Here is a 23,520-nt window from a genome sequence, read left to right as displayed (position 1 = left end):
CCGCCGACGGATGTCGGTGGCTGCGGATACGCTGATGACCTGATCAACAGGTGTGCGGAGCACGGAAGTCGGGAAGGCCGCAGGAGCGAGAGTGGCGGCGATCGGGGGCGGGAATGACCGTTGACAGCGGTTACGCGGACATCTTCGGACCACAGGTGCCGCAGACGGGCGGCGGAGGGCAGGCGGCGACCTTCGCGCTGGCCTCGGCCGCCTACCGGGACAACCCCGTCGGGGACATCAAGAACGCGGACAACGAATGGCACCAGTCGGCCGTCAACCCCGGCCGCAGCTGGGCCAGGATCTTCCGGCCCAACCTCGGCGAGGCGTTCTCCCAGGCGGTCGTCGACCGGATGCTGGGCGTCGGCCGCAAACCGCTGATCCAGTCGTTCGGCACCGAGCCGCAGGTGATCGTCGAGCACTGCCTCGCCGCCAACCGCATCCGCCGTGAGCGCGACAAGAAGCTGACCGGCGTCATGCTCCTGTTCGGCGTGGTCTTCCTTCCCGGCCTCCTGGTGTGGCTGCTGGTCTTCCAGCTGCGCACGACGATGGAGAAGGCGGGCGGCCGGCGGGTCTCCGGGCTCGCCACCGGACTGCTCGTCGCCGTCGGCGCCCTCGCCGTGATCTTCCTGATCCGCATGCCGTTCGGGGGGCTGTGGGGGCTGTACGCGCGGGGCGCGGTCGTCATGCCCGTGGTCGGCTGGTTCCTCGCCCGGCGGATCTGTGAGGGCACCGCCAAGGACCTGCGGGAGCGCTGGGACAGTCTGCTGTCCGGCAGCAGCGTCGGCGCCAAGGTCCCCGAGGCGGTGCCCACCAGCCCCAACCAGACCGCCGCCGAGCAACTGCGGCAGTCGCTGGCCCGCCTCAGCGCCGAACAGCAGTCCAACTCGGTCTTCTACGCCGGTCCCAAGGGCATCCTCGGCATGGGCACCCGCTGGGGCGCCTGGCACCTCGCGGAGGAGCTGCACCCCGTCGACCCCGCCAAGGGCGTCCACGAGTTCCGCAGCTGGACCGTCATCCGGGCCATCCACGACCAGCTCACCGTGCTGAACCGGCAGAGCCTGAAGACCGGCGGCTTCCCGCCCCCCTCGGTACGGCACTGGGTCGTCACCCCCGTCGGCGAGAACGCCAAGGCGGTGGCCAGGCCGGAGGGCACCGACGTGGAGGCCTACCAGGTCAAGCCGAAGGCGATCGAGCAGATCTGCGACCAGCAGCAGTTCGGCGGCGGCGACCGGCACTACCTCGGCGTCCAGTGGCCGCTGTGGGACGGCCAGTTGATCATCACCATGCTGATCACCGTGACCGTGCTGCACGAGACGCTGCGCATCGAGGTCACCGGTCACGCGCTCGGCCCCGTCAACGGCCTGTTCACGACCAAGCCCGAGGCCCCCACGAAGGAGGTCGCCAAGACCGTCCGCTTCTGGGAGACCCGGAAGATCAGCCTGCCGCTGGTCACCACCGACGAGGTGGTCCGGCTGGCCGCGCGCGCCCCGCTGAGCTGGTACCCGCCGCTGCTGAACTGGCTGGGCGGTTCCATAGGGCTGCCCGAGCCGTTCGGCCTGCGGCACGCCTGGGCCGACCAGCCCTGGCGGCACCGCTTCATGGCCGACGACGCGCTGCGCGCGGCCGCGCCGGTGCTGCGGGTGGTGCACGCGGCCGCGCTGCGGGTCTTGCGGGAGCACGACGTGGACGTCGAGAAGTTCAGCTCGCGCTCGTCGGTGCTCAGCGGCGCGGTGCAGGACCTGTCGCCGCGAAAGGCGGACACCTACGACGCGTGAGCCTCCGGCGGTGGTCCGGGGGTGGGGGTGTCCGGGGCACGTAACCGGAGGCTGCCGCCCCCGAACCCTGCTTCGGCCCGGCCGGGCCTCGTCCTCGGCCCGGCCGGGACTCGTCCTCGAACGCCGACGGGCTCGGTGTGCCGGACGGACCAGGCGCCGGACCTACGGGAGGTGCCGGACCGGCAGGACGTGTCACCCGGAGCCGACGGCCCGGCCGGCCTACCGGCCGGACGTGCCGGACGGCAGGATGTGCCCGACAGGCAGGACCGTGCCGGACGGCAGTATGTGCCCGACAGGCAGGACGTGCCGGATGTGCCCGACAGGCAGGACGTGCCGGACGAGCGGAGTGTCAGGCGGGCGGGGTGCGCCGCCGGACGGGACGGGCCCTCCGGCTCCGGGAGCCCCCGCCCGGACGGATCAGACCGCGGGCCACGCCTCCGCCAGCATCTTCCGGGTGTCCGCCAGCAACTGCGGCAGCACCCGCGTGTGCCCCACGACCGGCATGAAGTTCGTGTCGCCGCCCCAGCGGGGCACGATGTGCTGGTGCAGGTGCGCGGCGATGCCTGCGCCCGCCACGGAGCCCTGGTTCATGCCGATGTTGAAGCCCTGCGCCCCGGAGGCCGTGCGCAGCGCCGTCATCGCCTGCTTGGTCAGCTCGCCGAGTTCCGCCGTCTCCGGACCGGTCAGGCCGGTGTAGTCCGCGACGTGCCGGTAGGGGACGGTCATCAGGTGACCACCGTTGTACGGGTACAGGTTCAGCACCGCGTACACGTGCTCACCGCGCCGCACGACCAGCCCGTCCTCGTCGGACTGCGCCGGGATCGAGCAGAAGGGACAGCCGTCGTCGGCCCCGGGGCCCGTCGGCTTGTTCTCCCCCTGGATGTAGGCCATCCGGTGGGGGGTCCACAGGCGCTGGAACGCGTCCTGCGTCCCCACTCCGATCTGCTGCTCCGGCTCACTCGTCATGCAAGGCAGCATATGGCTTCGCCCGTTCGCGGCGTGTCGGCGGGGTTGCGGGAAAAGCCCGGCGGGCGAAGCTGGGCCGGTGCACGAAGACCCCCCTGCGGCCCGTTGGGAACAGCGCACCGAGATCCCCCTCTTCCTCGCCTCGCTGGCCTTCCTCGCCGCCTACGCCGTCCATGTCCTCGCCCACGGCCTCGGGGACGCCTGGCGGGACCTGTGCCTGGCGGTGACGCTGGCCGCGTGGGCGCTGTTCGCCGTGGACTACGGGGTGCGCTGGCGGCACAGCGGCCAGGGGCTGCGCTTCGTCCGCACCCACTGGCTGGACACCCTCGTGGTGCTGCTGCCCCTGCTGCGCCCGCTGCGGATCGTACGGCTGTACGAGGCCGTGCTGCGCCGGCGCGGGGAACCGCGGCTGTCACTGAACGCGCGCGTGATCGTCTACGCGGGCGTGTCGACGGCGCTGCTGGGATTCGCGGGCGCGCTCGCCGTGTACCACCAGGAACGCGGGGCGCCCGGCGCGAGCATGCGGACGTTCGGGGACGCCGTGTGGTGGACCTGCGCGACGCTCTCCACCGTCGGCTACGGCGATGTCACCCCGGTCACCACCGGGGGCCGGATCGTCGCGGTCGGTCTGATGGCGTGCGGGCTGGCGCTGCTGGGGGCGGTGACGGGGTCGTTCTCGTCGTGGCTGGTCCAGGTCTTCTCCCGGGAGGACACGGACGGGCCCCCGGGGAGGTGACTCCCCGGGGGCCCGTCACAGGAAGGCTCGGCCCCGGTAGCTCGGACCGCAGGCAACCAGCGGGCTCGGACCCGCAGGCCCGCACCCGCGGGCTCGGACCTCAAGCCCCCCGCGGGCTCGGGCCCACAAGCCCCCACCCGCGGGCTCGGACCCACAAGCCCCGCCCGCGGGCTCAGACCTGCGTCCGCTCCTCGACCACCTTCGCGATCTTGGCGATGGCCTCGTCGAACGGGATGCCGTTCTCCTGCGAGCCGTCGCGGTAGCGGAAGGACACCGAGCCGTTCGACATGTCCTCGTCGCCCGCGATGACCATGAAGGGCACCTTCTGCTTCTGGGCGTTGCGGATCTTCTTCTGCATGCGGTCCGAGGAGGAGTCGACCTCGACGCGCAGACCCTGCTTCCTGGCGGCCGCGGCGAACTTGTCCAGGTACTCCACGTGCGCGTCGCCGATCGGGATGCCGATCGCCTGCACCGGCGCGAGCCAGGCCGGGAAGGCGCCCGCGTAGTGCTCCAGGAGCACCGCGAAGAACCGCTCGATCGAGCCGAACAGAGCACGGTGGATCATGACCGGGCGCTGCTTGGCGCCGTCCGCGCCGGTGTACTCCAGGTCGAAGCGCTCGGGCAGGTTGAAGTCGAGCTGGATCGTCGACATCTGCCAGGTACGGCCGATGGCGTCCTTGGTCTGGACGGAGATCTTCGGACCGTAGAAGGCGGCGCCGCCCGGGTCCGGGACCAACGGCAGGCCCTGCTTCTCGGCGACCTGGCGCAGGGTCTCGGTGGCCTCTTCCCATGCCTCGTCCGAGCCGACGAACTTCTCCGGGTCCTTGGTGGACAGCTCCAGGTAGAAGTCGGTCAGGCCGTAGTCGCGGAGCAGGTTCAGCACGAAGGTGAGCGTCTTGTCGAGCTCCTCGGACATCTGCTCGCGGGTGCAGTAGATGTGCGCGTCGTCCTGGGTGAAACCGCGGGCGCGGGTCAGGCCGTGCACGACGCCCGACTTCTCGTACCGGTACACGGTCCCGAACTCGAAGAGGCGCAGCGGCAGTTCACGGTACGAGCGGCCGCGCGCGTCGAAGATCAGGTTGTGCATCGGGCAGTTCATGGGCTTGAGGTAGTAGTCCACGCCCTCGTCGAGCTGCATGGGCGGGTACATGCCGTCGGCGTACCAGTCCAGGTGCCCGGACGTCTCGAAGAGCTTCCCCTTCGTCGCGTGCGGGGTGTAGACGAACTCGTAGCCCTCCTCCTCGTGGCGGCGGCGCGAGTAGTCCTCCATCACGCGGCGGACGACGCCGCCCTTGGGGTGGAAGACGGCGAGGCCGGAGCCGATCTGCTCCGGGACGGAGAACAGGTCGAGCTCGCTGCCCAGCTTGCGGTGGTCGCGCTTCTCGGCCTCGGCGAGGAAGTCGAGGTACGCCTTCAGCTCGTCCTTGGACGGCCAGGCGGTGCCGTAGATGCGCTGGAGCATCGGGTTCTTCTCGCTGCCGCGCCAGTAGGCGGCCGCGTTGCGCATCAGCTTGAACGCCGGGATGAGGCGGGTGGAGGGCAGGTGGGGACCGCGGCAGAGGTCCTTCCAGCACAGCTCGCCGGTCTTGGCGTCCAGGTTGTCGTAGATCGTCAGCTCACCGGCGCCGACCTCGACGTCGGCCCCGTCGTCGCTGGACGCGGAGCCCTTGAGGCCGATCAGCTCCAGCTTGTAGGGCTCGTCCGCGAGCTCCTCGCGGGCGCCCTCGTCGGTGACCACGCGGCGGGCGAAGCGCTGCCCGCGCTTCTGGATCTCCTGCATCTTCTTCTCGATGGCCTTGAGATCCTCGGGCGTGAACGGCTTCTCGACGTCGAAGTCGTAGTAGAAGCCGTCCTTGACGGGCGGGCCGATGCCCAGCTTGGCCTCGGGGAAGAGCTCCTGCACGGCCTGCGCCATGACGTGCGCGGTGGAGTGGCGCAGGATGTTCAGGCCGTCCTCGGAGGCGATCTCGACACCCTCGACGGTCTCGCCTTCCCGCAGCTCGTGGGTGAGGTCCCGCAACTCACCGCCCACGCGCGCGGCGATGATCGAGCGCTCGCCGGCGAAGAGGTCGGCCGCCGTGGTGCCCGTCGTCACCGTGCGCTCTTCCCGCTCGGAATCGCGTTGGATGATCACACGGACGTCTGACACCGGTCTCTCCTGACTGCAGGTGGGTGCGGCGCCATACCGGGAGCGCGCGCAATAGGGGATCGTACCGACCCCGACCGGCCGACCGCGAAACGGTCACCCACCGTCCTCGTTCAGTCGCGCTCCTCGTCCCCGCTGCACGCCTCCTCGAAGAAGTCGAGGTTCTCCTGGAGGGACTTCATCAGCCGGTCCCGGTCCGCCTCGTCCACCTGCACCGGTACGACCCCGCAGGCGCCGGTCAGTCTGCGGAAGCCGCCGCGGCTCTCCAGCCGCCCGTGCACCCGCACGGGCAGTCCCACGAGGTGCGCCTGCCCGGCGATGCGGTAGTCCTCCTCGTCGAGGGTGAGGCGCAGGTGCGGGACGTCGGCCCCGGCGAGCACCCGCAGCCGCACGCTGCCCTCGCCGTTCGGCCCCGACCGGCGCAGCCGTACCACCGTGCCGGTGACGCGGACGGTCACGGACGGTTCCGCGCGCAGGTAGCGGATCCCGGCCTCGCGCAGTGCGGGCAGGTCGCCCGGCGAGAACTCGACGGGTTCGCCTCCGGCGGCGCAGCCCTCGGGCACGCCCGCGGAGGGCGCCCACTCGACGGCGATCCGGGCGCCCTCGGTGCCCCGCACGAGGGCGACGAGGGCGTCGGTCAGCTCACGGCTGACACCCGCCTCCACGGCGCCGTCGAAGGCGTCCATGCCCCCGGTGGCCCGCCGGTAGTCGATGGCCTCGCGGGCGGCGTGGAGGGCCTGGTGCAGGCGCACGGCGAGGGGGCGAGCGGTGTCGACGGGCACGAAGGCGGCGAGGCCCCGGCCCCCGGTGGCCGGTCCGACGAGGACGTCGTCGAGCAGGGCGACGGCCGCGCGCCGGTGCCGGACGCCGTAGTAGCCCGCCCGCGCCCGGGTGGCGAGGGCGCCGGCGAGCAGCATCTGCCGGGCGGCGGCGCGCAGGTGTTCCTCGACGCTCCAGGGCGCGGCACCGGCGGGGCCGGTCGGCGTGTCCCGCCACCAGCGGATCTCGTCGCTGGGCACGGCGAGCCCGACGAGCACCTCGCGCGCGGAGGGGGTGCCGCTGCGGGCGAGCGCGGCCAGCGCCTCGCCGAGCAGGTCGTCGCTGTCGGGGAAGGCGCGGCTCTCGGGCACCAGGAGACTGGTGCCGCCGCTGCCCTGCCCGGGCGGGGTCCAGCGGCCGTAGCGTCCGGCCGCGCCGCCCCGACGCTGCCAGCCGTGCCGCAGCAGCAGCGCTCCGAGGACGGCGGGGTCGACCTCGTCGGGCGCGGGCGGGCGGTCCCAGGGGACGTCGGGGTGCGGCTTCACCGGCCGCAGGGGTTCCCGCGTCGGGCGGTGCGTCATGGTCTGCCTCCCGTCCCGACGCGCGTCATGATCTCGCACAGCGCCCGGTCGTCGAAGATGCGTGAGGTCGGGATGCGCACGGTGGTCCGGGTCCGGCCGGTGATCGGATGGCCGGCCAGGTTGACCCAGTAGCAGCAGTGCCTGAGGTCGAGCCGGTCGTGGCCGGACCGCAGCCACTGGTCCCGGGACCGGGGGACGATCATCACGACGAGGATCTTGTGCACCGACACCGGCGTGCGCGCGAGCTTCCTGAGGTGGTCGTTGTCCAGCGTGAAGGAGAAGGACCGCCCCGGCGGGTTCGGCGGGATCTGGTAGGTCGCCTTCAGCTGGACCTTGATGGTCACCTCGTCGTCGACGGTGTGCCCGGGCGCGCTGTGGCTGACGTGCCAGTCGATGCCGTTGTCCGGGAAGGGCTGGGACAGCGAGCAGCCCGCGGCCGCCGCGACCGCGTGGAGGTACCCCACCTGCAGAGTCTCCATGCAGGCGGTGGTGGCGAGTGTGCCGCGACGGGGGTCCGTACGTTCGGGCAGCAGCCCGCCCCGCTCGGGCTGCGCTGTCGCCATGACCAACAGCCTTCCAAGCCAGAGGGATCCCCGCACCGGGGGCTGGTGAGCATCCGTGTCGAGCCCCTGAACTGCAAAGACCCGTACTCCTGTTGTGTCCTCCCGGCGTACGGCGCAAACAGCCCGGGTATCACCAAACAGGCAGAAGACGGTATGTCAGCTGCCGTGGGTGAACGAGGGGTTGTGTAGGTATGGCGTGCTGGTACGAGGGCCCGTTGGCCGCGTTCGACACGGAGACGACAGGGGTGGACGTCGAGAGCGACCGGATCGTGTCGGCCGCGCTCGTCGTCCAGGACGCGCCGGGTGTCCGGCCGCGGGTGACCCGCTGGCTGGTGAACCCGGGCGTGCCCGTGCCCGCCGAGGCGACGGCGGTGCACGGCCTGACGGAGGATCATCTGCACCGCAACGGCCGCTGGCCGGCCCCGGTGATGTACGAGATAGCCGAGCTGCTCGCCGAACAGGCGGCGGCGGGACGGCCGTTGGTGGTGATGAACGCGCCGTTCGACCTGACGCTGCTCGACCGCGAGCTGCGTCGGCACCGCGCCTCCTCGCTGGGCCACTGGCTGGAGCCGGCGCCGCTCAGGGTGCTGGACCCGCGGGTCCTGGACAAGCACCTGGACCGCTATCGCAAGGGGCGGCGCACGCTCACCGACCTGTGCGCGCACTACGAGGTGTCGCTGGCCGACGCGCACGACGCGGCGGCGGACGCGATGGCCGCGATGGAGGTCGTGCGGGCGGTGGGCCGGCGGTTCGCGGCCCGGCTGGAGCGGCTGTCCCCCGCCGAGCTGCACACGCTCCAGACGTCCTGGTACGCGGCCCAGGCCCGCGGGTTGCAGGCGTGGTTCGCGCGCAGCGGCTCGCCGGAGGTGGTGGACACGTCGTGGCCGCTGCGCCCGGTGCTGTCGGCGGCGGCATGAGGGGCGACATGCGGAAGGGCCGGTCCGCGTGACGCGGACCGACCCTCTCCCGGTGGGCGATACTGGGTTCGAACCAGTGACCTCTTCGGTGTGAACGAAGCGCTCTCCCACTGAGCTAATCGCCCGGGAACGCACTGAACAATACAGGTCTCCGCGGGTTTCCTTCAAACCGCTTCCAGATACCCGAGCAGTCCGCGCCGCCCGGCCCGCATCATCAGCCGGTGGTTGGCCCGGAAGGCGGGCCGCCCGGGTACGGCGAACCGCCTGAGCAGCGGCTTGCGGACATCGACGACCTGGTCGTAGCGGGCGAGGGTGCCGTCGCCGTCCGGGGTGACCGTCCAGCGCGCCCAGCCGTCGACGTCCCCGGCGAGCGAGCTCTCCAGCACCCCGGCCGCCGCATCGCGCCGCAGTTCGCGCGCGGTGAAGGTCAGGTCGTACGGCAGGAGGGAGCGGATCCGCAGGACGCCGGTGGTGGCGTCGAGACGGGTCACCTCGCGGACCTGCGGCCACCAGAGGGGATACTCCTCGACGCGCTCCAGGGCACCGTAGACGGTGCCGGGCGGTGCGGGGAGCCGCCACAGGCTGACGAAGCGGTAGTGGGACCAGTCCATGGGTCGAGTGTGCCCGCGCTCAGCCGTTCGCCGCGGAGGCGAGTCACTCGGACCGTTCCCGGGGGAGGTCCGTCGCCCGGCCCTCCCCCGGGGTCGAGCCACTCAGCCCCTCCCCGCCGGAGGTGAGTACGGACTGAGTACCGGCACTCATGCCGTACTGCGTGACCCGGACCACACTCCGGGGCATGACGCATTTTCCGCCCCCGGCCGAGGAGCTGCGGCTCATCGACGCCGAGCTGTGGCAACTCGACGCCCGCCGCGCGCAGTTGCTCAGGCGCCGCGCCTGGCTGCTCGCCGCGCTCCGGCAGACCTCGGGGCCGGTCGCCCGGCCGCCCGGCACCGCACCGGGCCCGGAGGCGAGCGCGCCGCGGGTCCAGAACGTCCTGTTGCTGCTCGGCGCTGTCCTGCTCACCCTCGCGGCGATCGCGTTCACGCTGGTCAGCTGGGGTCACCTGGGGATCGCAGGACGGTCCCTGGTGCTCGGTTCGCTGACGTTGGCCGTGCTCGCCGCGCCGGTGCCGCTGCTGCGGCGCGGGCTGCGCTCGACGGCGGAGTCGGTGGCGGGCCTCGGGCTGGCGCTGACCGTGCTGGACGCGTACGCGCTGCACGAGGTGGCGTTCCCCGGCGCCGACGCCGCGGGGTACGCGGCGGGGGCGTCGGCGGGGCTGGCGGCCCTGTGGGCGGTGTACGGCCGTGGTACGACCGCGCTGCGCCTGCCCACGCCGGCGGCTCTGGTCGCGGCCCAGCTCCCGCTGCCGCTGGGGGCGGTCGCGGCGGACGCCGACGTGTCCGGGGTCGCGGCGGCGCTGCTGGTCACGGCCGGCCTCGACACGGCGGTGGCGCTGTGGTCGCCCGCCCGTGGGCTGCGGCTCACCGCGGCCGTCGGCGCGTGCAGCCTGGGCGGGTCGGGTGTCCTGGCGGCGGGCTGGCTGTCCTGGACGGCCTCCGGTGCGAGCGTCGCCGCCCGTGCGGCGGCGCTCCTGGTCCTCGCGGCGGCCCTCGCCCTGGGCGCCTCCCGGCGGCTGACCGGGGCCGGCGTGCCGGACGCCTCCGGGCGGCTGCCGCGGTCCGTGCCCGCCGTGGGCGCGGCGCTCGTCGGCGGTCTGCTGCTGGTGGGCGCCGGCGGCGGTGTGCTGCGGGTGGCGCTGCCGGCCGGCTGGGCGGTGCCCGCCCATCTGGCCTGCGGTGTCGCCCTGGCGGCGGTGGTGCGGAGCCGACTGCCCGAGCCGGTGCGTCAGGGCCTCCTGCGGGCGTCCGTCGCGGTGCAGGCACTGGCCCTGCTGTGGGCGGTGCCGCTGGTCGTCGTCACGGTGTTCGGCCCGCTCGGCTGGGTCGAACGGCCCTGGACGGGTGCGCCGGCGGACGCCCGCGCCGCGGTGACCGTCCACACTCCGTGGCCGTCGCACGGCACCCAGGCGCTGGTCGTCCTGGTGGCCGTGGCGCTGGTGCTCGCGTCGGCCGTCCGGCACGAGACCCTGCGGCCGCGCGCCGTGACGGGTGCGCTGGTGCTGGCGTGGGCGGCGGGCGTGGCGCTGCCGGCGGTGCTCGAACTGCCGTACGGTGTGACGCTGTTGGTGGGAGGAGCGCTGGCGGCGGTGGCGGTGTTCCTGCCCGCCCCGTGGACGGCCGCGACGCTCGCGCCGGCCACCTCGCTCCACCTCGTGTTCCTCTCCCTGGCCACGCAGCACGCGACCCTGACCGTGCTGTCGGCCCTGACCGCGCTGTTCGTGACGGCGTCGGCGCGGCCCCGCCTCACCCCGGTCATGGCGCCGGCCGCGCTCGTCGGCGCCGCCGCGCTGGCCTGCGCGACGGGCGCGGCGGCGGACTGGCGGCCGGAGCACACCGCCCTGCTGGTCCTGGTGGTGCCGGTGGCGGCGGCGCTGCTCGCCGCCCGGCTCGGCGCGGCCCCGGCGACCCTGCCGGTGGAGGTGACCGGCGCGGTCGCCGCTCTGCTCGCCGTGGGCCTGGCGGTCTTCGATCCGCCGGTGCTGGCGCTGGTGCTGGCGCTGTGCGGGGTGGTCGCCTCGGGTACGGCGGTCCGGGCCGAGCGCCGTCCGGTCGGCTGGGCGGCCGCCGCGCTGTTCGTCCTGGCCGCCTGGGTCAGGCTCGCCGCCTGGGAGGTCACGGTCCCGGAGGCGTACACCCTCCCGGTGACCGTCCCGGCGCTGCTCGTCGGCGCCTGGCGTCGCCACCGCGTTCCGGGGACGTCGTCCTGGGCGGCGTACGGTCCGGGGCTCGCCGCCACCTTCCTGCCGAGCCTCGCCGCGGCCTGGAGCGACCCGCAGTGGACGCGCCCGCTGCTGCTGGGCGCTGCGGCCCTGGTGGTCACCCTGCTGGGCGCCCGGTACCGGCTCCAGGCGCCGCTGGTCCTCGGCGGCTCGGTGCTGGTCCTGGACGCCCTGCACGAGCTGGCCCCCTACCTGGTGCAGGTGGCCGACGCGCTCCCCCGCTGGATGCCTCCCGCGCTCGCCGGGCTCCTGCTGCTCGCCGTCGGCGCGACGTACGAGCGGCGGATCCGGGACGTCCGGCGTGCGCGGGAGACCCTCGCGAGGATGAACTGACCCCCTACGACGGCATCCGGTCGCCGAGCAGGGCCAGGTTCTCGATGGCGGCGAGGCCGTAGAGGGCGGTGTCGTTGGTGGACACCCAGGTTGCCTCGCTGCCCGGCACCAGGGCGGCGGGGCCGCTCACCTTCTCCGTCCTCCAGGGCGCCGACTCCTTGTAGCCGTCGGAGTTGTAGAACTTGTCCCAGGCGCGCCGGGCGAGCTTCTCGTCGCCGGTCTGCACGGCCGCGTACGCGTCGAGGCGCGAGTGGCCCTGGAACAGCAGCAGGTTGCCGAAGTTGGAGCCGTAGCGTGCCGCCTGTTCGGCCTTGGTGGCGTTGAAGTAACGGCAGTAGTCGAAGTACGCCTCGTTGAACTTCGGCATGTCGACCAGGTGGATGAGCTCCGCGCACAGCTCGTTGAGCCCGAAGACGGCGGAGAGGTGCGAGACGCTGACCACCGGCTTGTCGGCCACCGCGAACCTGCCCGTGTCGAGGTCGTACAGGCCGAGTCCCTGCACGAACCCGTTCGGCTGGGCGGCGATCGTCTCCATGGTCGACAGCACGCGCGCCCTGGCCTTCTCCCACTTGGGGCCCTTGCGCTCCCACTCCGTGAGCCACGCCGAGACCAGCCCGCTCCAGTCGGTGCCGAAGCCGATCGACAGGGCGTGCCGGTCGGGCGTGTAGGGCTCGGTGCGGATCTTGCGGATCGGGTCGAGGACGAGGAACGTCTCGTCGGAGTCGACGTTGGCGTGCATGAGGTCGCCGACCCGTTCGTCGGCGGTGAGGAAGTAGTAGTAACGGCGGTAGGTGGTGTTGGCGATGCGCTGCTGCTTGGCGCTGTCGGCGTAGTGCTGGACGCCGTGCCGGGTGCCGAGGCCCGCCCACTGGCCCATGTGGTAGACGTCGACCTCGCCGGTGTGCCGGGTCATCGCCTCGGCGAAGCGGAAGATGTCCGCGCGTCCGGAGCGCAGGTACGCGAACCAGAGCCAGAGGTCCGGCGACAGCTCGGAGTTGTCCCAGGCGTAACCGCCGATGTCGTACCGCCACTGGTGCCGGACCGTGTCGTACGTGTGCATGATGTCGCCGTAGTCCCAGAAGCCGTACCAGCGGCGCTGCTCCACCTGGTCCTTGTAGTAGGTGAAGAGGAAGTCGAGGTGGTCCTCGATCTTCGCCTTGGCCGGGGTGGAGCGGTCAGGTTCGGAGTACAGGCCCGGACCGAAGACCTTGGCCTTGATGAGCTGCCTGGGCGGGGCGGCGAGCTGGGGCAGCACCCGGACGGCCTCGACCTGTTCGGCGAGTCGCTCGGGGCTCGGGGTGGACTCGTTGGCCCAGAAGAGGAGTTCGGAGGTACGGGCGATCCCGTAGGGGGTGCCGAAGCCGGGCTCGTAGTCCTCGTAGGTGATGTTGAGTCCCTCGAGCTGCTCGGGGAAGGTGTCCTGGCCCATGCCGTCGTGGTAGAAGCGCAGGTCCATGGGCTGCGCCTCGGGCGACCAGAGCCAGAGGGTGACTTCGGCCTCGTCGGTGTGGGCGTCCCGGATGTCGAGCTGGGAGGGGTGGCTCTCCCAGAAGTCCCTGAGGCCGAACGAGAAGCCGCCGCTCACCCCTCCGACGTACCCGAAACCGGAGGCCCGCCGGCCGCCGCCGGCGGCGATCCAGCCGTGGCCCTTCTTGGTGCGCTTGCGCAGGGTGAAGCCGTCGGCGGAGAGCTGGGAGAGCGTGTAGTCGCCCCACTCGGGGATGTACTGGAGGCGGGTGGTGACGCGCTGGTCCCAGGTGGACGGGTCGGGCAGCTTCGCGCCGGCGTACTGGGCGGCCTGGACGGCCGCGCCCGGGTCGCGGCGCAGGCCGGTGATGCCCTTGACCGCCTCGCGCAGCAGACCGGTGCCCTCGCCGCCGATGCGGATGTGCCGGTCGTAGGACTCGTCGCGCATCGGCACGGAGAAGCGGACGCCGAGGCCCCGGATGAAGTCGCCGCTCGCCCTGCCCGGCTCCTGCTTCCCGTCGTAGGTGATGGTGTGCACCATGCGGAAGGAGTCGGCGCCCGCGTAGAAGTAGAGGCGGATGGAGAACGGCAGCCAGCTGCGGCTCCCCTTGCGGTGCTTGCCGTCGATCCGGACGACCGCGCGGACCGGGCCCTCCTGCTCGACGGCGACCGTGGAGATCACGCCGTCGAAGCGCTCGGTCCTGACCGTGCCCTGGTCCTCGTCCTCGATCTCGGGCTGGCGGATCAGGACCAGACGGCCGTTGCGGGCGATCTCGGTGGAGCCGCGGGTGACGGACTTGATGATCGTCGCGCCGGACTTGCCGATCTTCGCCGTGATGACACCGGTCGACACCTCGACGGTGCCGCCGCTGTTCCTCACGGTGACCTTCTTGGCGGGCGCGGCGGGTGTCCCGGCGGTGAGGGTGAGCTTGCCGTCGCCCGAACTCACGGCGTGAGCGGTCCACTTCAGGGAGCCGTCCGGCCAGTAGGCGATGGGCCAGGACTGCACGGGTACGGCCTTGCCCTCGGCGTCCGCCAGCGCGAAGGTCTGGTCCTCCTGGTGGAGGCCCATCGGCCAGGGCACGCCGAGCGTGGATCCGGGGGCGGCACCGAGGCCGCCGTCCTCGAGCCAGTCGAGGGTCACCGGCTGCGCGTCCGCGGTCTCGGGGCTCTGCGCGGCCTGTGCGTCCTTGCTCCCCAGGGCCCAGCTGAGCTGGGCGGCGGCTCCGGCGACGGCCGCCGCCTTGAGGAGGGACCTGCGGGGGATGGGAGACATGGTTCAGCCTGTCCTTTCCGTTCGGGACCAGGTTGCCAGGGGCATGACAGAGGAAGGTGCGGCGCCCGGAGGCGCCGGTCTCGTGGGACTCACCGGTTGCGGTGGCGCTCCTCGACGGCGACGGCCGCCGCCGCGACCGCCCCCAGCACGGGGGCCGCCAGCGGCGCCACGAACCACCCGGACAGGGCGACCACGGCCAGCCCGGCGGTGAGCAGGAAGGACCCCGCGGGGTCCAGCACGGTACGGCGGCCGGCCCGCGCGAGCAGCGCGCGCCAGGAGTCGTCCGGGGTCCAGACCGCGGCCGCGCGCATGACGGCGACCACGGCACCGATCAGTGCGAACAGGCCCACGGCCCCGACGAGCGGCCCGCCGGGTATCCCGGCCCGCGCTGCCTGGACGTCGACCCAGGCCACGGCCACCGCCGCCCACCCGGCGAGCCCGACGACCCACCCGCCGCGCACGGCCGCCCGGAAGTCGGCGACGAACTCCCGCCATCCGCCCCCCTGGTGGCCGGTGCGACGGCGCAGGTGCCGGGCCCCGGCGGCGAAGGCGGCCGGAGCGGTCACCACCCCGAGCGAGGCGACGGTGATCCACACGCCGGTGAGCAGGCACTCGGCGAACACGCCGAACCGCTCGGCGAGGACGGACTCCTTACGCGTCTTCGCGCGCGCTTCGGCCATGGCCGGCCCCCTCAGCCCTTGAGTCCGGAGGTCGCCATACCGTCGATCAGGTACCGCTGGAAGGCGAGGAAGAACAGCAGCACCGGCAACAGCGCGACCAGCGACATGGCGATCAGCCCGCCATAGTTGGCGGCCACGCCGTCGGAGTCGCGGAACATCATCATGCCGAGGGAGACGGTGTACTTGCCGGGCTCGTTGAGGTAGATCAGCGGGCCCATGAAGTCGTTCCAGGCGTTGATGAAGGTGAAGATCGCGCTGGTGATGAGCGCGGGACGGCACAGCGGCATCACGATCGACCAGTAGATCCGCAGGTGCCCGCAGCCGTCGATGCGGGCGGCCTCGTCCAGTTCCTTCGGCAGGTTCCGCATGAACTGCACCATGAGGAAGACGAAGAACGCCTCCGTCGCCAGGTACTTGCCGATGAGCAGCGGGACGTAGGTGTTGATCATCTCCAGCTTCTGGAACATCACGTACTGCGGGATGAGCAGCACGTGGTACGGCAGCAGCAAGGTGCCGATCATCAGGGAGAACATCAGGTTCCGGCCCGCGAACCGGACCTTGGCGAAGGCGTACGCCGTCAGCGAGCAGGAGATCAGGATGCCGGCGACCGAGCCGAGGGAGTAGATCAGGGAGTTCTGGAAGAACGTCCAGATCGAGATGTCGGCGATGCCGTCGGCGAGACCCCTGAAGTTGTCCAGGATGGGGGCGGTCGGGAAGAGGTCCAGGCTGTTGATGATGTCCTTGCTGGGCTTGAACGAAGCGCCGAGGACCCACAGGACGGGGTAGAGCACCACCGCGAGGACCAGCAGGGAGCCGATGTGCCAGGCGAGCGAGCCGGTGCGCTTGCGGCCGAGGCCGTTCGACCGCCGGGCGGTCGGCGTGGCGGGGGTGGTGGCGCTCATCGGGCGTCCTCCTCGTAGTGCACCCACTTCTTCTGCGACCAGAAGAGGACGGCCGTGACCAGGGCCACGGCGAGCAGCAGCATCCAGGCCATCGCGGAGGCGAAGCCCATCTGCGCGTTCTTGAAGCCCTGCTGGTACAGGTAGCAGGTGTAGACGAGCGTGGCGTCGGCCGGCCCGCAGTACGTGTTGGAGACGACGTAGGCGGAGCCGAAGATCTGGAAGGAGTGGATGGTCTCCAGCAGGACGTTGAAGAACAGCACCGGTGAGATCATCGGCAGGGTGATGTTCCAGAACCGGCGGAAGGGTCCGGCGCCGTCCATCTCGGCGGCCTCGTACAGCTCCCTCGGCACCTGTTTGAGACCGGCCAGGAAGATGACCATCGGCGCGCCGAACTGCCACACGGTCAGGGCGACCAGGCAGTAGAGGATCCAGTCGGGGTCACCGACCCAGCCGCCGCTGTGGACGCCGAGGAAGGACATCGCCCGGTCCACGATGGCGTCGTCGGAGAAGATCGAGCGCCAGACGAAGGCGACGGAGACACTCGCGCCGATCAGCGAGGGGGCGTAGAAGGCGGCCCGGTAGAAGGCCTGTCCCCGCCGGCTCTGCGCGAGCAGCAGGGCGACGCCGAGTGCGAGCAGCAGCTTCAGCGGTGTGCCGATGACCACGTACTTCGCCGTCACCTCGACCGACTTCTGCCAGCGCGGATCGTCGAACATCTTGGTGAAGTTGTCGAAGCCGATCCATCGCGGGCTGTTGAAGAGGTTGTAGTCGGTGAAGGCGAAGTACAGGGAGGCCGCCATCGGGCCCGCGGTCAGCAGCAGGAAGCCTGCGATCCACGGGGACATGAAGAGGTACCCGGCGAGGTTCTCGCGGCGGCCCCGCCGCCTGACGGCGGCGGGGCCGGCGGAGCGGGCCGCGCGGGTGTCGAGCGGAGACTCCTTGACGAGCGTCACAGTGGTTCCCATCAGGCTTGGAAAGCGGCCTCGGACTCGTCGAAGAACATCTTCACCGCGTCGGCGACCTTCAGCTTGCCGAGGCTCATGTCACCGGCGATGCGCAGGAAGGCGGACTCGGAGGTGTCGGCGCCGGAGGGGTGCGGGGTGATCTTGCCGAGCAGGCCCGCCTTGGCCGTGTCCTCCTCGTACTTCGCGATCTCCTTGCCGACGGCGTCGCTCGGCCGGTACGCCTCGTACTGCTCGGTGCTGGCGAGGATGCCGCGGTCGTAGCCCATGATCTTGCCGACCTCGGGGTCGTGGACCATGAAGTTGATGAACTGGGCCACCTCCTTCGGGTGCTGGGTGCGCGCTGAGGCGCTCAGCATCAGGGAGGCGAGGTACTGGCCGGTGTTCTTGCCGTCCGTGGTGGGGATCGGCGCGAGACCGTACTCGCTGGCACCCTCCGCGGTGTAGCGGACGGTGAAGTTGTCCCAGGTGAACTCCGAGGCACCGTGCACGGCCGTGACGGAGGACTTCGGGCGGTCCTGTGCGACGACCTTCGGGTCGGTGATGATCCCGGCCTTGACCCGGTTGTAGGCGTCCGTCCACCACTCCGTCAGGTCGGCCTTGTCGAAGCCGAGTCCATCCTTGGTGAAGAACGCCTTGCCGTTCTGACGGAGGTACAGGTCGTAGAGGTACATGATGCTGAAGTAGCCGGTGTCACCCGGGATCTTCGTCTTGTCGTAGATGGTCTTCAGGGCCTTGAAGTACTCGTCCCAGGTCCAGCCGTTCTCCGGGGTGACGCCGGCCTGCCGGAAGACCTTCTTGTCGATGACCAGCGCCATGGTGTTGGACCCGACGGGAATGCCGAGCTGCTTGCCGTCCACCTCGCCGACCGAGGCGACGCCCTCGCGGAAGTTGTCGAGACTCAGGTTCCCCGCGTCGATCTGCGACTTGAGGTCGAGAAGGATGCCGCGCTTGTCGTACTTCCGAAGAAATCCCACGGCGTTCTGGAATACGTCCGGCGGATTTCCGCCCGCGGCCTGTGTCTGGAACTTCTCCCAGAAAGCGACGTAGTCCTGGAAGTCCGTCTTCACCTTGATCTTCGGGTACTTCTTCTCGAACAGCGCGATGGACTGGTTGATCCTCTTCGCCCGCTCGTCCGCGCCCCACCAGGAGTAACGGATCGTCACCGTCCCGTCGGCGGAGGTACCGCCGTTCCCGCCACAGCCGGTCGTGGCGGCCAGCCCCAGCGTGGCTGCGGTGGCCCCGGCCGCCTTCAGGATCGTCCGTCTCTCAACATTCCTGCTGGTTCCCACAGTCGGGCCCTCCCCGCGGCGTCGTCGCCGCCGCTGCATGAATCGTTTCAAGAAAGCGCTTGCTGGCACAAGGTACGAGGGGGTTGAGAGAGCGTCAATGATTCGGACAGGAATTTCTTACCGCGGCAGTGAGGCGAGTTGGCGGGGCGTCAGGTGGGGACACGGGGTCTGACGCGGTGAACTCGCAGGTGAGAGACGGTTGTTCGCGGTTCCGGACGCGAGGAGCGGGGCGTGGGCGAGGGGAAGCGGGGGGCTCGGATTCGGCTGGGGCCGGCGGAGTGGCAGCCGGCGTTCCGGAAGCGGGGCGCCGAGGAAGTGGTCGCCACGGCGTGGGCTCGGCCCGGGGCGCGTCCGCGCGTGCTCACGAAGCCCAGGAGGCGGCTGCGGCTCCGTCGGCCCCGGCCCCATGGTGGGGCCAGGGAGTGTGGCATGGGGTGGGCGCGCGCGACTGGAGGCGGGGGCTGACCGGACGGGCCGGGCCCGGGCCGCCTACGCGCGGTCCCGGGCCCGCCCGCACAAGCGCCCGCCATGCGTGCGGAGACACGCGCCCCTCCGGCGGCCCTGTGAACCGCCCTCGCGGCCTCAGACCGCCTCCGACGAGGGCGAACGGCACACGGGAGCCGGTGAGCCGCGCCTCTGCGCACCAGGCTGCGGGAAGGCGCGGGGCGTGGGAATGGGGCTGGAGCAGGGGGCGACCGGCTGGGTCCGGGCCGGCTGAGCGGGGGGCCGGACGCAGCCGGGCTCGGGCCGACTGCGACGCACGTCAGCGAGGCACACCCGGCCGACAGGGGCGAGTCGGGCCGGGCCGGTCGCGGCGGGGGCGCTGCCTCCACCAGGATCGGCGAGCGCGCCGCACATCAGCAAGGCCGGCTCGCCTGTCGGAGCGGGCCGGCCGGGCCGGTCGCGGCGGGGTGGGTTCCCCCTCGGTGAGGTCCGGCGACCGCGCACACCGGCAAGGCGCGCTCGGATGCGTCAGGCCGGGGGGTAGGGGCGCACGGACGCGTGTACGTGCTGCACGCCCGCTCGCGCGCCCACCGCCCCCCACACGCTCGACGGCGGCCCGTCTGCATGATCGCAGACGGGCCGCCGTTCCGGGTGGGCGATACTGGGTTCGAACCAGTGACCTCTTCGGTGTGAACGAAGCGCTCTCCCACTGAGCTAATCGCCCGGACGCAGGAAGAACATTACCCCATGTCAGGGGGTACCTGTGACCATCGTCGGCCTGCTCCCACGCCGCTGCCGCCGCTCACTGGTCCTTGATCTTCCACGGCATCACGATGCCGAACTTCCACAGGTAGATGCCCACGATGACGCCGATGATCACGAGGCCGATCGACGTCAGGATGATGTTGCGGCGCCGCACCTTGGGGTCCAGCGCCCGCTGGGCCGCCTCGGTGACCTTGCGCTTGGTCCAGCGCAGCACCAGTTGGGCCCAGACGAACTCGGTCGCCCAGATCGCCATGCCGCCGAAGATCACGACCCAGCCGGGTCCCGGCAGCGGCAGCATGATGATGCCGGCCACGACCACCGCGAGGCCGACGATGAAGATCCCTACCTGCCAGCTCAAGTGCAGTATGCGGCGAGCCTTGACGAACTCCGGAGCCCGGGATCCGAGACCCTGTTCCCGCTGCTCCGCCGCCTCGCCCGTCCTCGCGTCGTCCCGCGCCATGGCTACCTCGCCCGGCTCGTCACTCCCCGTATTCATACGGCCAAACCCTACCCGAGAGATTCCGGTCACCGTAATGGTGGTACCTGGCGAACACTCCCTCCGCCGGAAGAGTTACGTAAACGCACGCAAAACACGCAGAGGGGTTTACAACGGCACCGTAGGTGGCATGTCGATTTCGCCGACGTGCGAATCCCCGAGCGCACACTGAGCGAAAGGCCCTGGCGCTTATGAACACCACGGTCAGCTGCGAGCTGCACCTGCGCCTCGTTGTGTCGAGCGAGTCCTCCCTGCCTGTCCCCGCAGGCCTGCGGTACGACACGGCCGACCCCTACGCCGTGCACGCCACCTTCCACACCGGAGCCGAGGAGACCGTCGAGTGGGTGTTCGCCCGCGACCTCCTCGCGGAGGGCCTGCACCGGCCCACCGGCACCGGCGACGTCCGCGTCTGGCCGTCGCGCAGCCATGGTCAGGGCGTCGTCTGCATCGCCCTGAGCTCCCCCGAGGGGGAGGCTCTGCTCGAGGCCCCGGCGCGGGCCCTGGAATCCTTCCTGAAGCGGACGGACGCGGCGGTGCCCCCGGGCACCGAGCACCGACACTTCGACCTCGATCAGGAGCTCTCGCACATCCTGGCGGAAAGCTAGGAGGGGCTCCCACTGAACAGCCCGGCGCCGTCCACTCGGGGAGACGGCTCGGGCCAGGACAACCGCATAGGGCAAGCGTCGGCGCCGTGCCACGGACCATCGTGGTGCGGCGCCGACGTGCTTCCGGAGCACGCCGACGCCCTCCCCCGGCACGCCCCCGGCGGGGCTCTTCGGCGCCGTGACACGAGCGGGCCCCGCGATTGCGGGGCGGCTGCGACAAACCGCCCCGTGGCTTGACGGCCCGGTACGACTACCATCGGCCAGCATCGGCGGGCGTCCGCCCGACCCCCCAGGCCAGGGAGCGAAACGTGCTGATCACCCACGACACCCGGTGCGCGCTCGATGCCGTGGTGGATCTGGTGAACACCGCACCGGAGGACGACACCACCCCGGACGCACTGCCCGACGTCGCCGCTCTCGCGGATTTCGTACAGAAGCACGAAATCAGCGACGTCGGTGTGCTCTCGGAGTTCGACCTGTCCGCGGTGCGCAAGGTCCGCGGGCGGTTCGCGCGGATCTTCGCGGCGCCGGACCCCCGCGCCGCCGCCGGACTGATCAACGAGCTGATCGCCGCCGCCGGCACCACACCCCGGCTCACCGACCACGACGGCTACGACTGGCATGTGCACTACTTCGCGCCCGGTGCCTCCGTCGCGGACCATCTGGCGGCGGACTGCGGGATGGCGCTGGCCTTCTTCGTGGTCGCCGGTGAGCAGGAGCGTCTGCGGCGCTGCGAGGCCCCGGACTGCCGACGCGCCTTCGTCGACCTCTCCCGCAACCGGTCCCGCCGCTACTGCGACAGCCGTACCTGCGGCAACCGTCTGCACGTGGCCGCCTACCGGGCGCGTCGCAAGGAGGCCGCGGGCTGAGGGGTCCTTGCAGGATGAGCGCGGCCGCGTGGTCCTGTGCCGTGCATCGCAAGGCGCTGGAGAGCTCTGGTAGCGGAGCTACAGGGCTGTACGGCAACGCGGCCGAGCTGGACCCGGGCTGTACGGCAGCGCGGCGAGGTGCGATACCGGGCCGCACGGCCCAGGTGTGCACAGTGCGAGGGCCCGCCCCGGTCGGGGGTGTGCCGACGCGGCCCCGGCGGGTGGCGCCGGGAAACCGCGGGTAGAGCTCAGAGCAGCAGCAGGTCGTGCAGCGCGGCCGTGAGCAGCAGACACCCGATCACCGCAAGGAAGATCATCAGCGGTGGCTGGGAAAGGGCGAAAAGGCACCCGCGCGGCTCGTCCTGCTTCGGCGCGGCGTCGCTCTGTGTCGTGTCCAGCATCTCGCGGGCGATGATGACGCAGGTTACGGGGGTCACGCGATGCACACCCCGGTTTGAGCGGGTGTACGCCGAATTCCGCGGGGTCGGCTTCCGGCCGTGATCATTTCCGCGCGTGTGCAGCCCGACTGTGTCGTTTCCCCGCGACGACCGTCTCGTGCGGGCGGTTCGCCCTGCGGCGCGCACGGGAGATGCCGCTCCGGCGCGGGTGCGGGGCAGTCCGGTCAGCGCGGTGCCGCCGCACCGGTGCCGGTACGGCGCCATCTCATATGCCGTGCTTCTTCAGGATGGCCTCGATGTCGCTGAAGTCCTCGGAGGGGGCGGCGCCGGGAGCGCCGGAGGGGCGGGCGGCCGGGCGGGAGCTCTGGCCGAGGGCGGGCGCCGAGGCGGTGGGGCCCGCGGAGGCCTGCGCGGCGCGGGCCGCGGCCCTGCGCTCCCTGCGGGTGCCGCCGCGGCGGCGCTCCACCACGCGCGTGGTGGCGAAGAGCGCCCAGGCCAGGCCGAGCACGACGAAACCGGCCCACGCCGTGGGACTGAAGGCCGTGTCGGCGACCCATTCGACGACGCCGGTCATCACCAGGCCGAGCGGGACCAGGGCATAGGCCGCGATGCGGGTGGCGGCCAGGAAACGCTTGCGCCAAGCCGTGACGGCTGCCACACCCAGGCCGGCCGCGGCGACGGCGGAACAGACGGTCTCGGCAATCATCCGGTCCTCCAGACGCGGCACACTCGGGCACAAGGTCGGATCGGCGCGGCACCCCGGCACGGCGGCGCCTCGTCCCTTCCATCGTGCACCTCCGCCCCGCTCCCGGGCCACGTTCCGGCCCGGACATCAGGGACATCTCCGGGTCAGCTCGTTCACAGGTGCCGGCCGCCACATCCCCCGGACCCGCAGTCGAGGTCGTCCGTAGCCGAGCACGACGAGCGGCCCGGATCGGGGCGGCGGGCATTCCGGATCAAGGCGTCGGGCCCAGTGGGCGGCCAGGGACAAGGCGACGGCGCTACACGCAGCACGCGGCCAGGGCGACGCACGGCACACGCAGCCCAGGGCAAGGCGACGCACGGCACACGCGGCCAGGCACAGGGCGGCGGGCGCCACGGGCGGACCCGTTCTGAACGCCGGCGCGCTGCGGTGGTCCGAAGGGGCGCGGCGCCCGGTCCGGATTGGGGCGGTGGGGCGTGGGCTGGAAGACTGGGGACATGAGCGACTCCTCCCCGGTCCCCTCCACCTCCCCCATCCCTGCCTCCGTCGTCCTCGACGTCTGGTGCGAACTGCAGTGCCCGGACTGCCGCGGCGCCCTCGACGACCTGCGGGCCCTGCGCGAGCGCTACGGCGACCGACTGGAGCTGCGGCTGCGGCACTTCCCGTTGGAGAAGCACAAGCATGCCTTCGCCGCCGCCCAGGCAGCCGAGGAAGCCCTGGAGCAGGGGCAGGGCTGGCGGTACGTGGAGGCGGTGCTGGGGCGGGTCGAGGAGCTCGACCGTCAGGGAGAACCCTTCCTGGTCGAGGTCGCCGGCGAACTGGGACTGGACGCGGAGGAGTTCGACACCGCGCTCGTCGACGGCCGGCACATCCTGATCGTGGACGCCGACCAGGCCGAGGGCAAGGCGATCGGCGTCACCGGCACCCCGACCTATGTCATCGGCGGCGAGCGGCTCGACGGCGGCAAGAGCCAGGAGGGGCTGCGCGCCCGGATCGAGGAGATCGCCGACCGGCTGCTGGCCGAGCAGAACTGACACCGACCGCGG

General features: G+C 71.7%; 20 protein-coding genes and 2 tRNA genes. 7 read left to right on the top strand and 15 right to left on the bottom strand.

Going from position 1 to position 23,520, the window contains the following annotated elements:
- Positions 1-113: 113 nt before the first annotated feature.
- Entirely contained in the window at positions 114-1,775 is a 1,662-nt protein-coding gene (locus ACZ4YY_RS25160) for a hypothetical protein (protein ID WP_468294295.1), read from the top strand.
- A gap of 417 nt (positions 1,776-2,192) precedes the next feature.
- On the opposite strand, the gene ACZ4YY_RS25155 is transcribed toward ACZ4YY_RS25160, so the two are convergent.
- The gene (locus ACZ4YY_RS25155; protein ID WP_468294292.1) at positions 2,193-2,753 is read right to left on the bottom strand and encodes an HIT family protein; all 561 of its coding nucleotides are present in this window, start codon (positions 2,751-2,753) and stop codon (positions 2,193-2,195) included.
- A gap of 67 nt (positions 2,754-2,820) precedes the next feature.
- On the opposite strand from ACZ4YY_RS25155, the gene ACZ4YY_RS25150 reads away from it, so the two are divergent.
- Positions 2,821-3,477 carry a potassium channel family protein gene (locus ACZ4YY_RS25150; protein ID WP_468294289.1) on the top strand — a complete coding sequence of 219 codons (657 nt, stop codon included), beginning with the start codon at positions 2,821-2,823 and terminating at the stop codon, positions 3,475-3,477.
- Positions 3,478-3,649: 172 nt separating this feature from the next.
- Here ACZ4YY_RS25150 and thrS read toward each other — a convergent pair whose 3' ends face one another.
- The 3 genes from thrS to ACZ4YY_RS25135 form a co-directional block, all read right to left on the bottom strand.
- Entirely contained in the window at positions 3,650-5,626 is a 1,977-nt protein-coding gene (gene thrS / locus ACZ4YY_RS25145; RefSeq protein WP_468294287.1) for a threonine--tRNA ligase, read from the bottom strand.
- A 110-nt stretch (positions 5,627-5,736) separates the two neighbouring features.
- The gene (locus ACZ4YY_RS25140; RefSeq protein WP_468294284.1) at positions 5,737-6,963 is read right to left on the bottom strand and encodes a hypothetical protein; all 1,227 of its coding nucleotides are present in this window, start codon (positions 6,961-6,963) and stop codon (positions 5,737-5,739) included.
- Entirely contained in the window at positions 6,960-7,526 is a 567-nt protein-coding gene (locus tag ACZ4YY_RS25135) for a DUF4365 domain-containing protein (RefSeq protein WP_468294281.1), read from the bottom strand. The genes ACZ4YY_RS25140 and ACZ4YY_RS25135 overlap by 4 nt, the downstream gene beginning before the upstream one ends.
- A 191-nt stretch (positions 7,527-7,717) precedes the next feature.
- Here ACZ4YY_RS25135 and ACZ4YY_RS25130 point away from each other — a divergent pair, with 191 nt between their 5' ends.
- Positions 7,718-8,443 (top strand): exonuclease domain-containing protein, encoded by a 726-nt coding sequence (locus ACZ4YY_RS25130; RefSeq protein WP_468294278.1) that lies wholly within the window; start codon positions 7,718-7,720, stop codon positions 8,441-8,443.
- Between the two features lie 53 nt (positions 8,444-8,496).
- Here ACZ4YY_RS25130 and ACZ4YY_RS25125 read toward each other — a convergent pair.
- Both ACZ4YY_RS25125 and ACZ4YY_RS25120 read right to left on the bottom strand, forming a co-directional pair.
- Positions 8,497-8,568: transfer RNA gene (locus tag ACZ4YY_RS25125), tRNA-Val, on the bottom strand.
- A gap of 39 nt (positions 8,569-8,607) precedes the next feature.
- On the bottom strand, positions 8,608-9,054 hold the full coding sequence (locus ACZ4YY_RS25120; RefSeq protein ID WP_468294275.1) for an SRPBCC family protein: 447 nt from the start codon (positions 9,052-9,054) through the stop codon (positions 8,608-8,610).
- Between the two features lie 149 nt (positions 9,055-9,203).
- Between ACZ4YY_RS25120 and ACZ4YY_RS25115 the strand changes: the two genes are divergently transcribed.
- Positions 9,204-11,615 (top strand): SCO7613 C-terminal domain-containing membrane protein, encoded by a 2,412-nt coding sequence (locus tag ACZ4YY_RS25115; RefSeq protein ID WP_468294272.1) that lies wholly within the window; start codon positions 9,204-9,206, stop codon positions 11,613-11,615.
- Positions 11,616-11,619: 4 nt separating this feature from the next.
- Here the strand turns inward: ACZ4YY_RS25115 and ACZ4YY_RS25110 are convergent, their stop codons facing one another.
- From ACZ4YY_RS25110 to ACZ4YY_RS25080, 7 genes are all read right to left on the bottom strand, one after another.
- Positions 11,620-14,358, bottom strand: coding sequence for an exo-rhamnogalacturonan lyase family protein (locus tag ACZ4YY_RS25110; protein WP_468294269.1), 2,739 nt, complete (start codon positions 14,356-14,358; stop codon positions 11,620-11,622).
- An 89-nt stretch (positions 14,359-14,447) separates the two neighbouring features.
- Positions 14,448-15,038: a hypothetical protein gene (locus ACZ4YY_RS25105; protein ID WP_468294266.1), complete on the bottom strand. Its 591-nt coding sequence runs from the start codon at positions 15,036-15,038 to the stop codon at positions 14,448-14,450.
- 11 nt (positions 15,039-15,049) lie between these two features.
- Positions 15,050-15,940, bottom strand: a complete 891-nt coding sequence (locus ACZ4YY_RS25100; protein ID WP_468294263.1) for a carbohydrate ABC transporter permease — start codon at positions 15,938-15,940, stop codon at positions 15,050-15,052.
- On the bottom strand, positions 15,937-16,905 hold the full coding sequence (locus tag ACZ4YY_RS25095) for a carbohydrate ABC transporter permease (RefSeq protein WP_468294260.1): 969 nt from the start codon (positions 16,903-16,905) through the stop codon (positions 15,937-15,939). Before ACZ4YY_RS25095 ends, ACZ4YY_RS25100 begins: the two co-directional genes overlap by 4 nt.
- The gene (locus ACZ4YY_RS25090) at positions 16,905-18,194 is read right to left on the bottom strand and encodes an ABC transporter substrate-binding protein (protein WP_468294257.1); all 1,290 of its coding nucleotides are present in this window, start codon (positions 18,192-18,194) and stop codon (positions 16,905-16,907) included. The genes ACZ4YY_RS25095 and ACZ4YY_RS25090 overlap by 1 nt, the downstream gene beginning before the upstream one ends.
- Positions 18,195-19,290: 1,096 nt before the next feature.
- Positions 19,291-19,362, bottom strand: a tRNA-Val gene (locus ACZ4YY_RS25085).
- A gap of 78 nt (positions 19,363-19,440) precedes the next feature.
- Positions 19,441-19,899, bottom strand: coding sequence for a TIGR02611 family protein (locus ACZ4YY_RS25080; RefSeq protein WP_468294254.1), 459 nt, complete (start codon positions 19,897-19,899; stop codon positions 19,441-19,443).
- Between the two features lie 191 nt (positions 19,900-20,090).
- On the opposite strand from ACZ4YY_RS25080, the gene ACZ4YY_RS25075 reads away from it, so the two are divergent.
- Entirely contained in the window at positions 20,091-20,504 is a 414-nt protein-coding gene (locus ACZ4YY_RS25075) for an SsgA family sporulation/cell division regulator (RefSeq protein WP_004002642.1), read from the top strand.
- A 308-nt stretch (positions 20,505-20,812) separates the two neighbouring features.
- The gene (locus ACZ4YY_RS25070) at positions 20,813-21,373 is read left to right on the top strand and encodes a CGNR zinc finger domain-containing protein (RefSeq protein WP_468294251.1); all 561 of its coding nucleotides are present in this window, start codon (positions 20,813-20,815) and stop codon (positions 21,371-21,373) included.
- 248 nt (positions 21,374-21,621) lie between these two features.
- Here ACZ4YY_RS25070 and ACZ4YY_RS25065 read toward each other — a convergent pair whose 3' ends face one another.
- Both ACZ4YY_RS25065 and ACZ4YY_RS25060 read right to left on the bottom strand, forming a co-directional pair.
- Positions 21,622-21,810: a hypothetical protein gene (locus tag ACZ4YY_RS25065; protein WP_468294343.1), complete on the bottom strand. Its 189-nt coding sequence runs from the start codon at positions 21,808-21,810 to the stop codon at positions 21,622-21,624.
- Positions 21,811-22,036: 226 nt separating this feature from the next.
- Entirely contained in the window at positions 22,037-22,477 is a 441-nt protein-coding gene (locus ACZ4YY_RS25060) for a hypothetical protein (protein ID WP_468294248.1), read from the bottom strand.
- 494 nt (positions 22,478-22,971) lie between these two features.
- Between ACZ4YY_RS25060 and ACZ4YY_RS25055 the strand changes: the two genes are divergently transcribed.
- Positions 22,972-23,508 (top strand): DsbA family protein, encoded by a 537-nt coding sequence (locus ACZ4YY_RS25055; RefSeq protein ID WP_468294246.1) that lies wholly within the window; start codon positions 22,972-22,974, stop codon positions 23,506-23,508.
- The last annotated feature ends 12 nt before the right edge of the window (positions 23,509-23,520 follow it).

The organism is Streptomyces sp. NPDC030143, assembly GCF_055573695.1.
This window is presented reverse-complemented; position numbering and strand designations above follow the sequence as displayed.

Excerpts from the sequence above, each read along its gene's own strand:
- ACZ4YY_RS25160 (WP_468294295.1), top strand. The coding sequence starts at position 114 with ATGACCGTTGACAGCGGTTACGCGGACATCTTCGGACCACAGGTGCCG.
- ACZ4YY_RS25155 (WP_468294292.1), bottom strand. The coding sequence starts at position 2,753 with ATGCTGCCTTGCATGACGAGTGAGCCGGAGCAGCAGATCGGAGTGGGG.
- ACZ4YY_RS25140 (WP_468294284.1), bottom strand. The coding sequence starts at position 6,963 with ATGACGCACCGCCCGACGCGGGAACCCCTGCGGCCGGTGAAGCCGCAC.
- ACZ4YY_RS25135 (WP_468294281.1), bottom strand. The coding sequence starts at position 7,526 with ATGGCGACAGCGCAGCCCGAGCGGGGCGGGCTGCTGCCCGAACGTACG.
- ACZ4YY_RS25130 (WP_468294278.1), top strand. The coding sequence starts at position 7,718 with ATGGCGTGCTGGTACGAGGGCCCGTTGGCCGCGTTCGACACGGAGACG.
- ACZ4YY_RS25120 (WP_468294275.1), bottom strand. The coding sequence starts at position 9,054 with ATGGACTGGTCCCACTACCGCTTCGTCAGCCTGTGGCGGCTCCCCGCA.
- ACZ4YY_RS25115 (WP_468294272.1), top strand. The coding sequence starts at position 9,204 with ATGCCGTACTGCGTGACCCGGACCACACTCCGGGGCATGACGCATTTT.
- ACZ4YY_RS25110 (WP_468294269.1), bottom strand. The coding sequence starts at position 14,358 with ATGTCTCCCATCCCCCGCAGGTCCCTCCTCAAGGCGGCGGCCGTCGCC.
- ACZ4YY_RS25105 (WP_468294266.1), bottom strand. The coding sequence starts at position 15,038 with ATGGCCGAAGCGCGCGCGAAGACGCGTAAGGAGTCCGTCCTCGCCGAG.
- ACZ4YY_RS25100 (WP_468294263.1), bottom strand. The coding sequence starts at position 15,940 with ATGAGCGCCACCACCCCCGCCACGCCGACCGCCCGGCGGTCGAACGGC.
- ACZ4YY_RS25095 (WP_468294260.1), bottom strand. The coding sequence starts at position 16,905 with ATGGGAACCACTGTGACGCTCGTCAAGGAGTCTCCGCTCGACACCCGC.
- ACZ4YY_RS25080 (WP_468294254.1), bottom strand. The coding sequence starts at position 19,899 with ATGAATACGGGGAGTGACGAGCCGGGCGAGGTAGCCATGGCGCGGGAC.
- ACZ4YY_RS25075 (WP_004002642.1), top strand. The coding sequence starts at position 20,091 with ATGAACACCACGGTCAGCTGCGAGCTGCACCTGCGCCTCGTTGTGTCG.
- ACZ4YY_RS25060 (WP_468294248.1), bottom strand. The coding sequence starts at position 22,477 with ATGATTGCCGAGACCGTCTGTTCCGCCGTCGCCGCGGCCGGCCTGGGT.
- ACZ4YY_RS25055 (WP_468294246.1), top strand. The coding sequence starts at position 22,972 with ATGAGCGACTCCTCCCCGGTCCCCTCCACCTCCCCCATCCCTGCCTCC.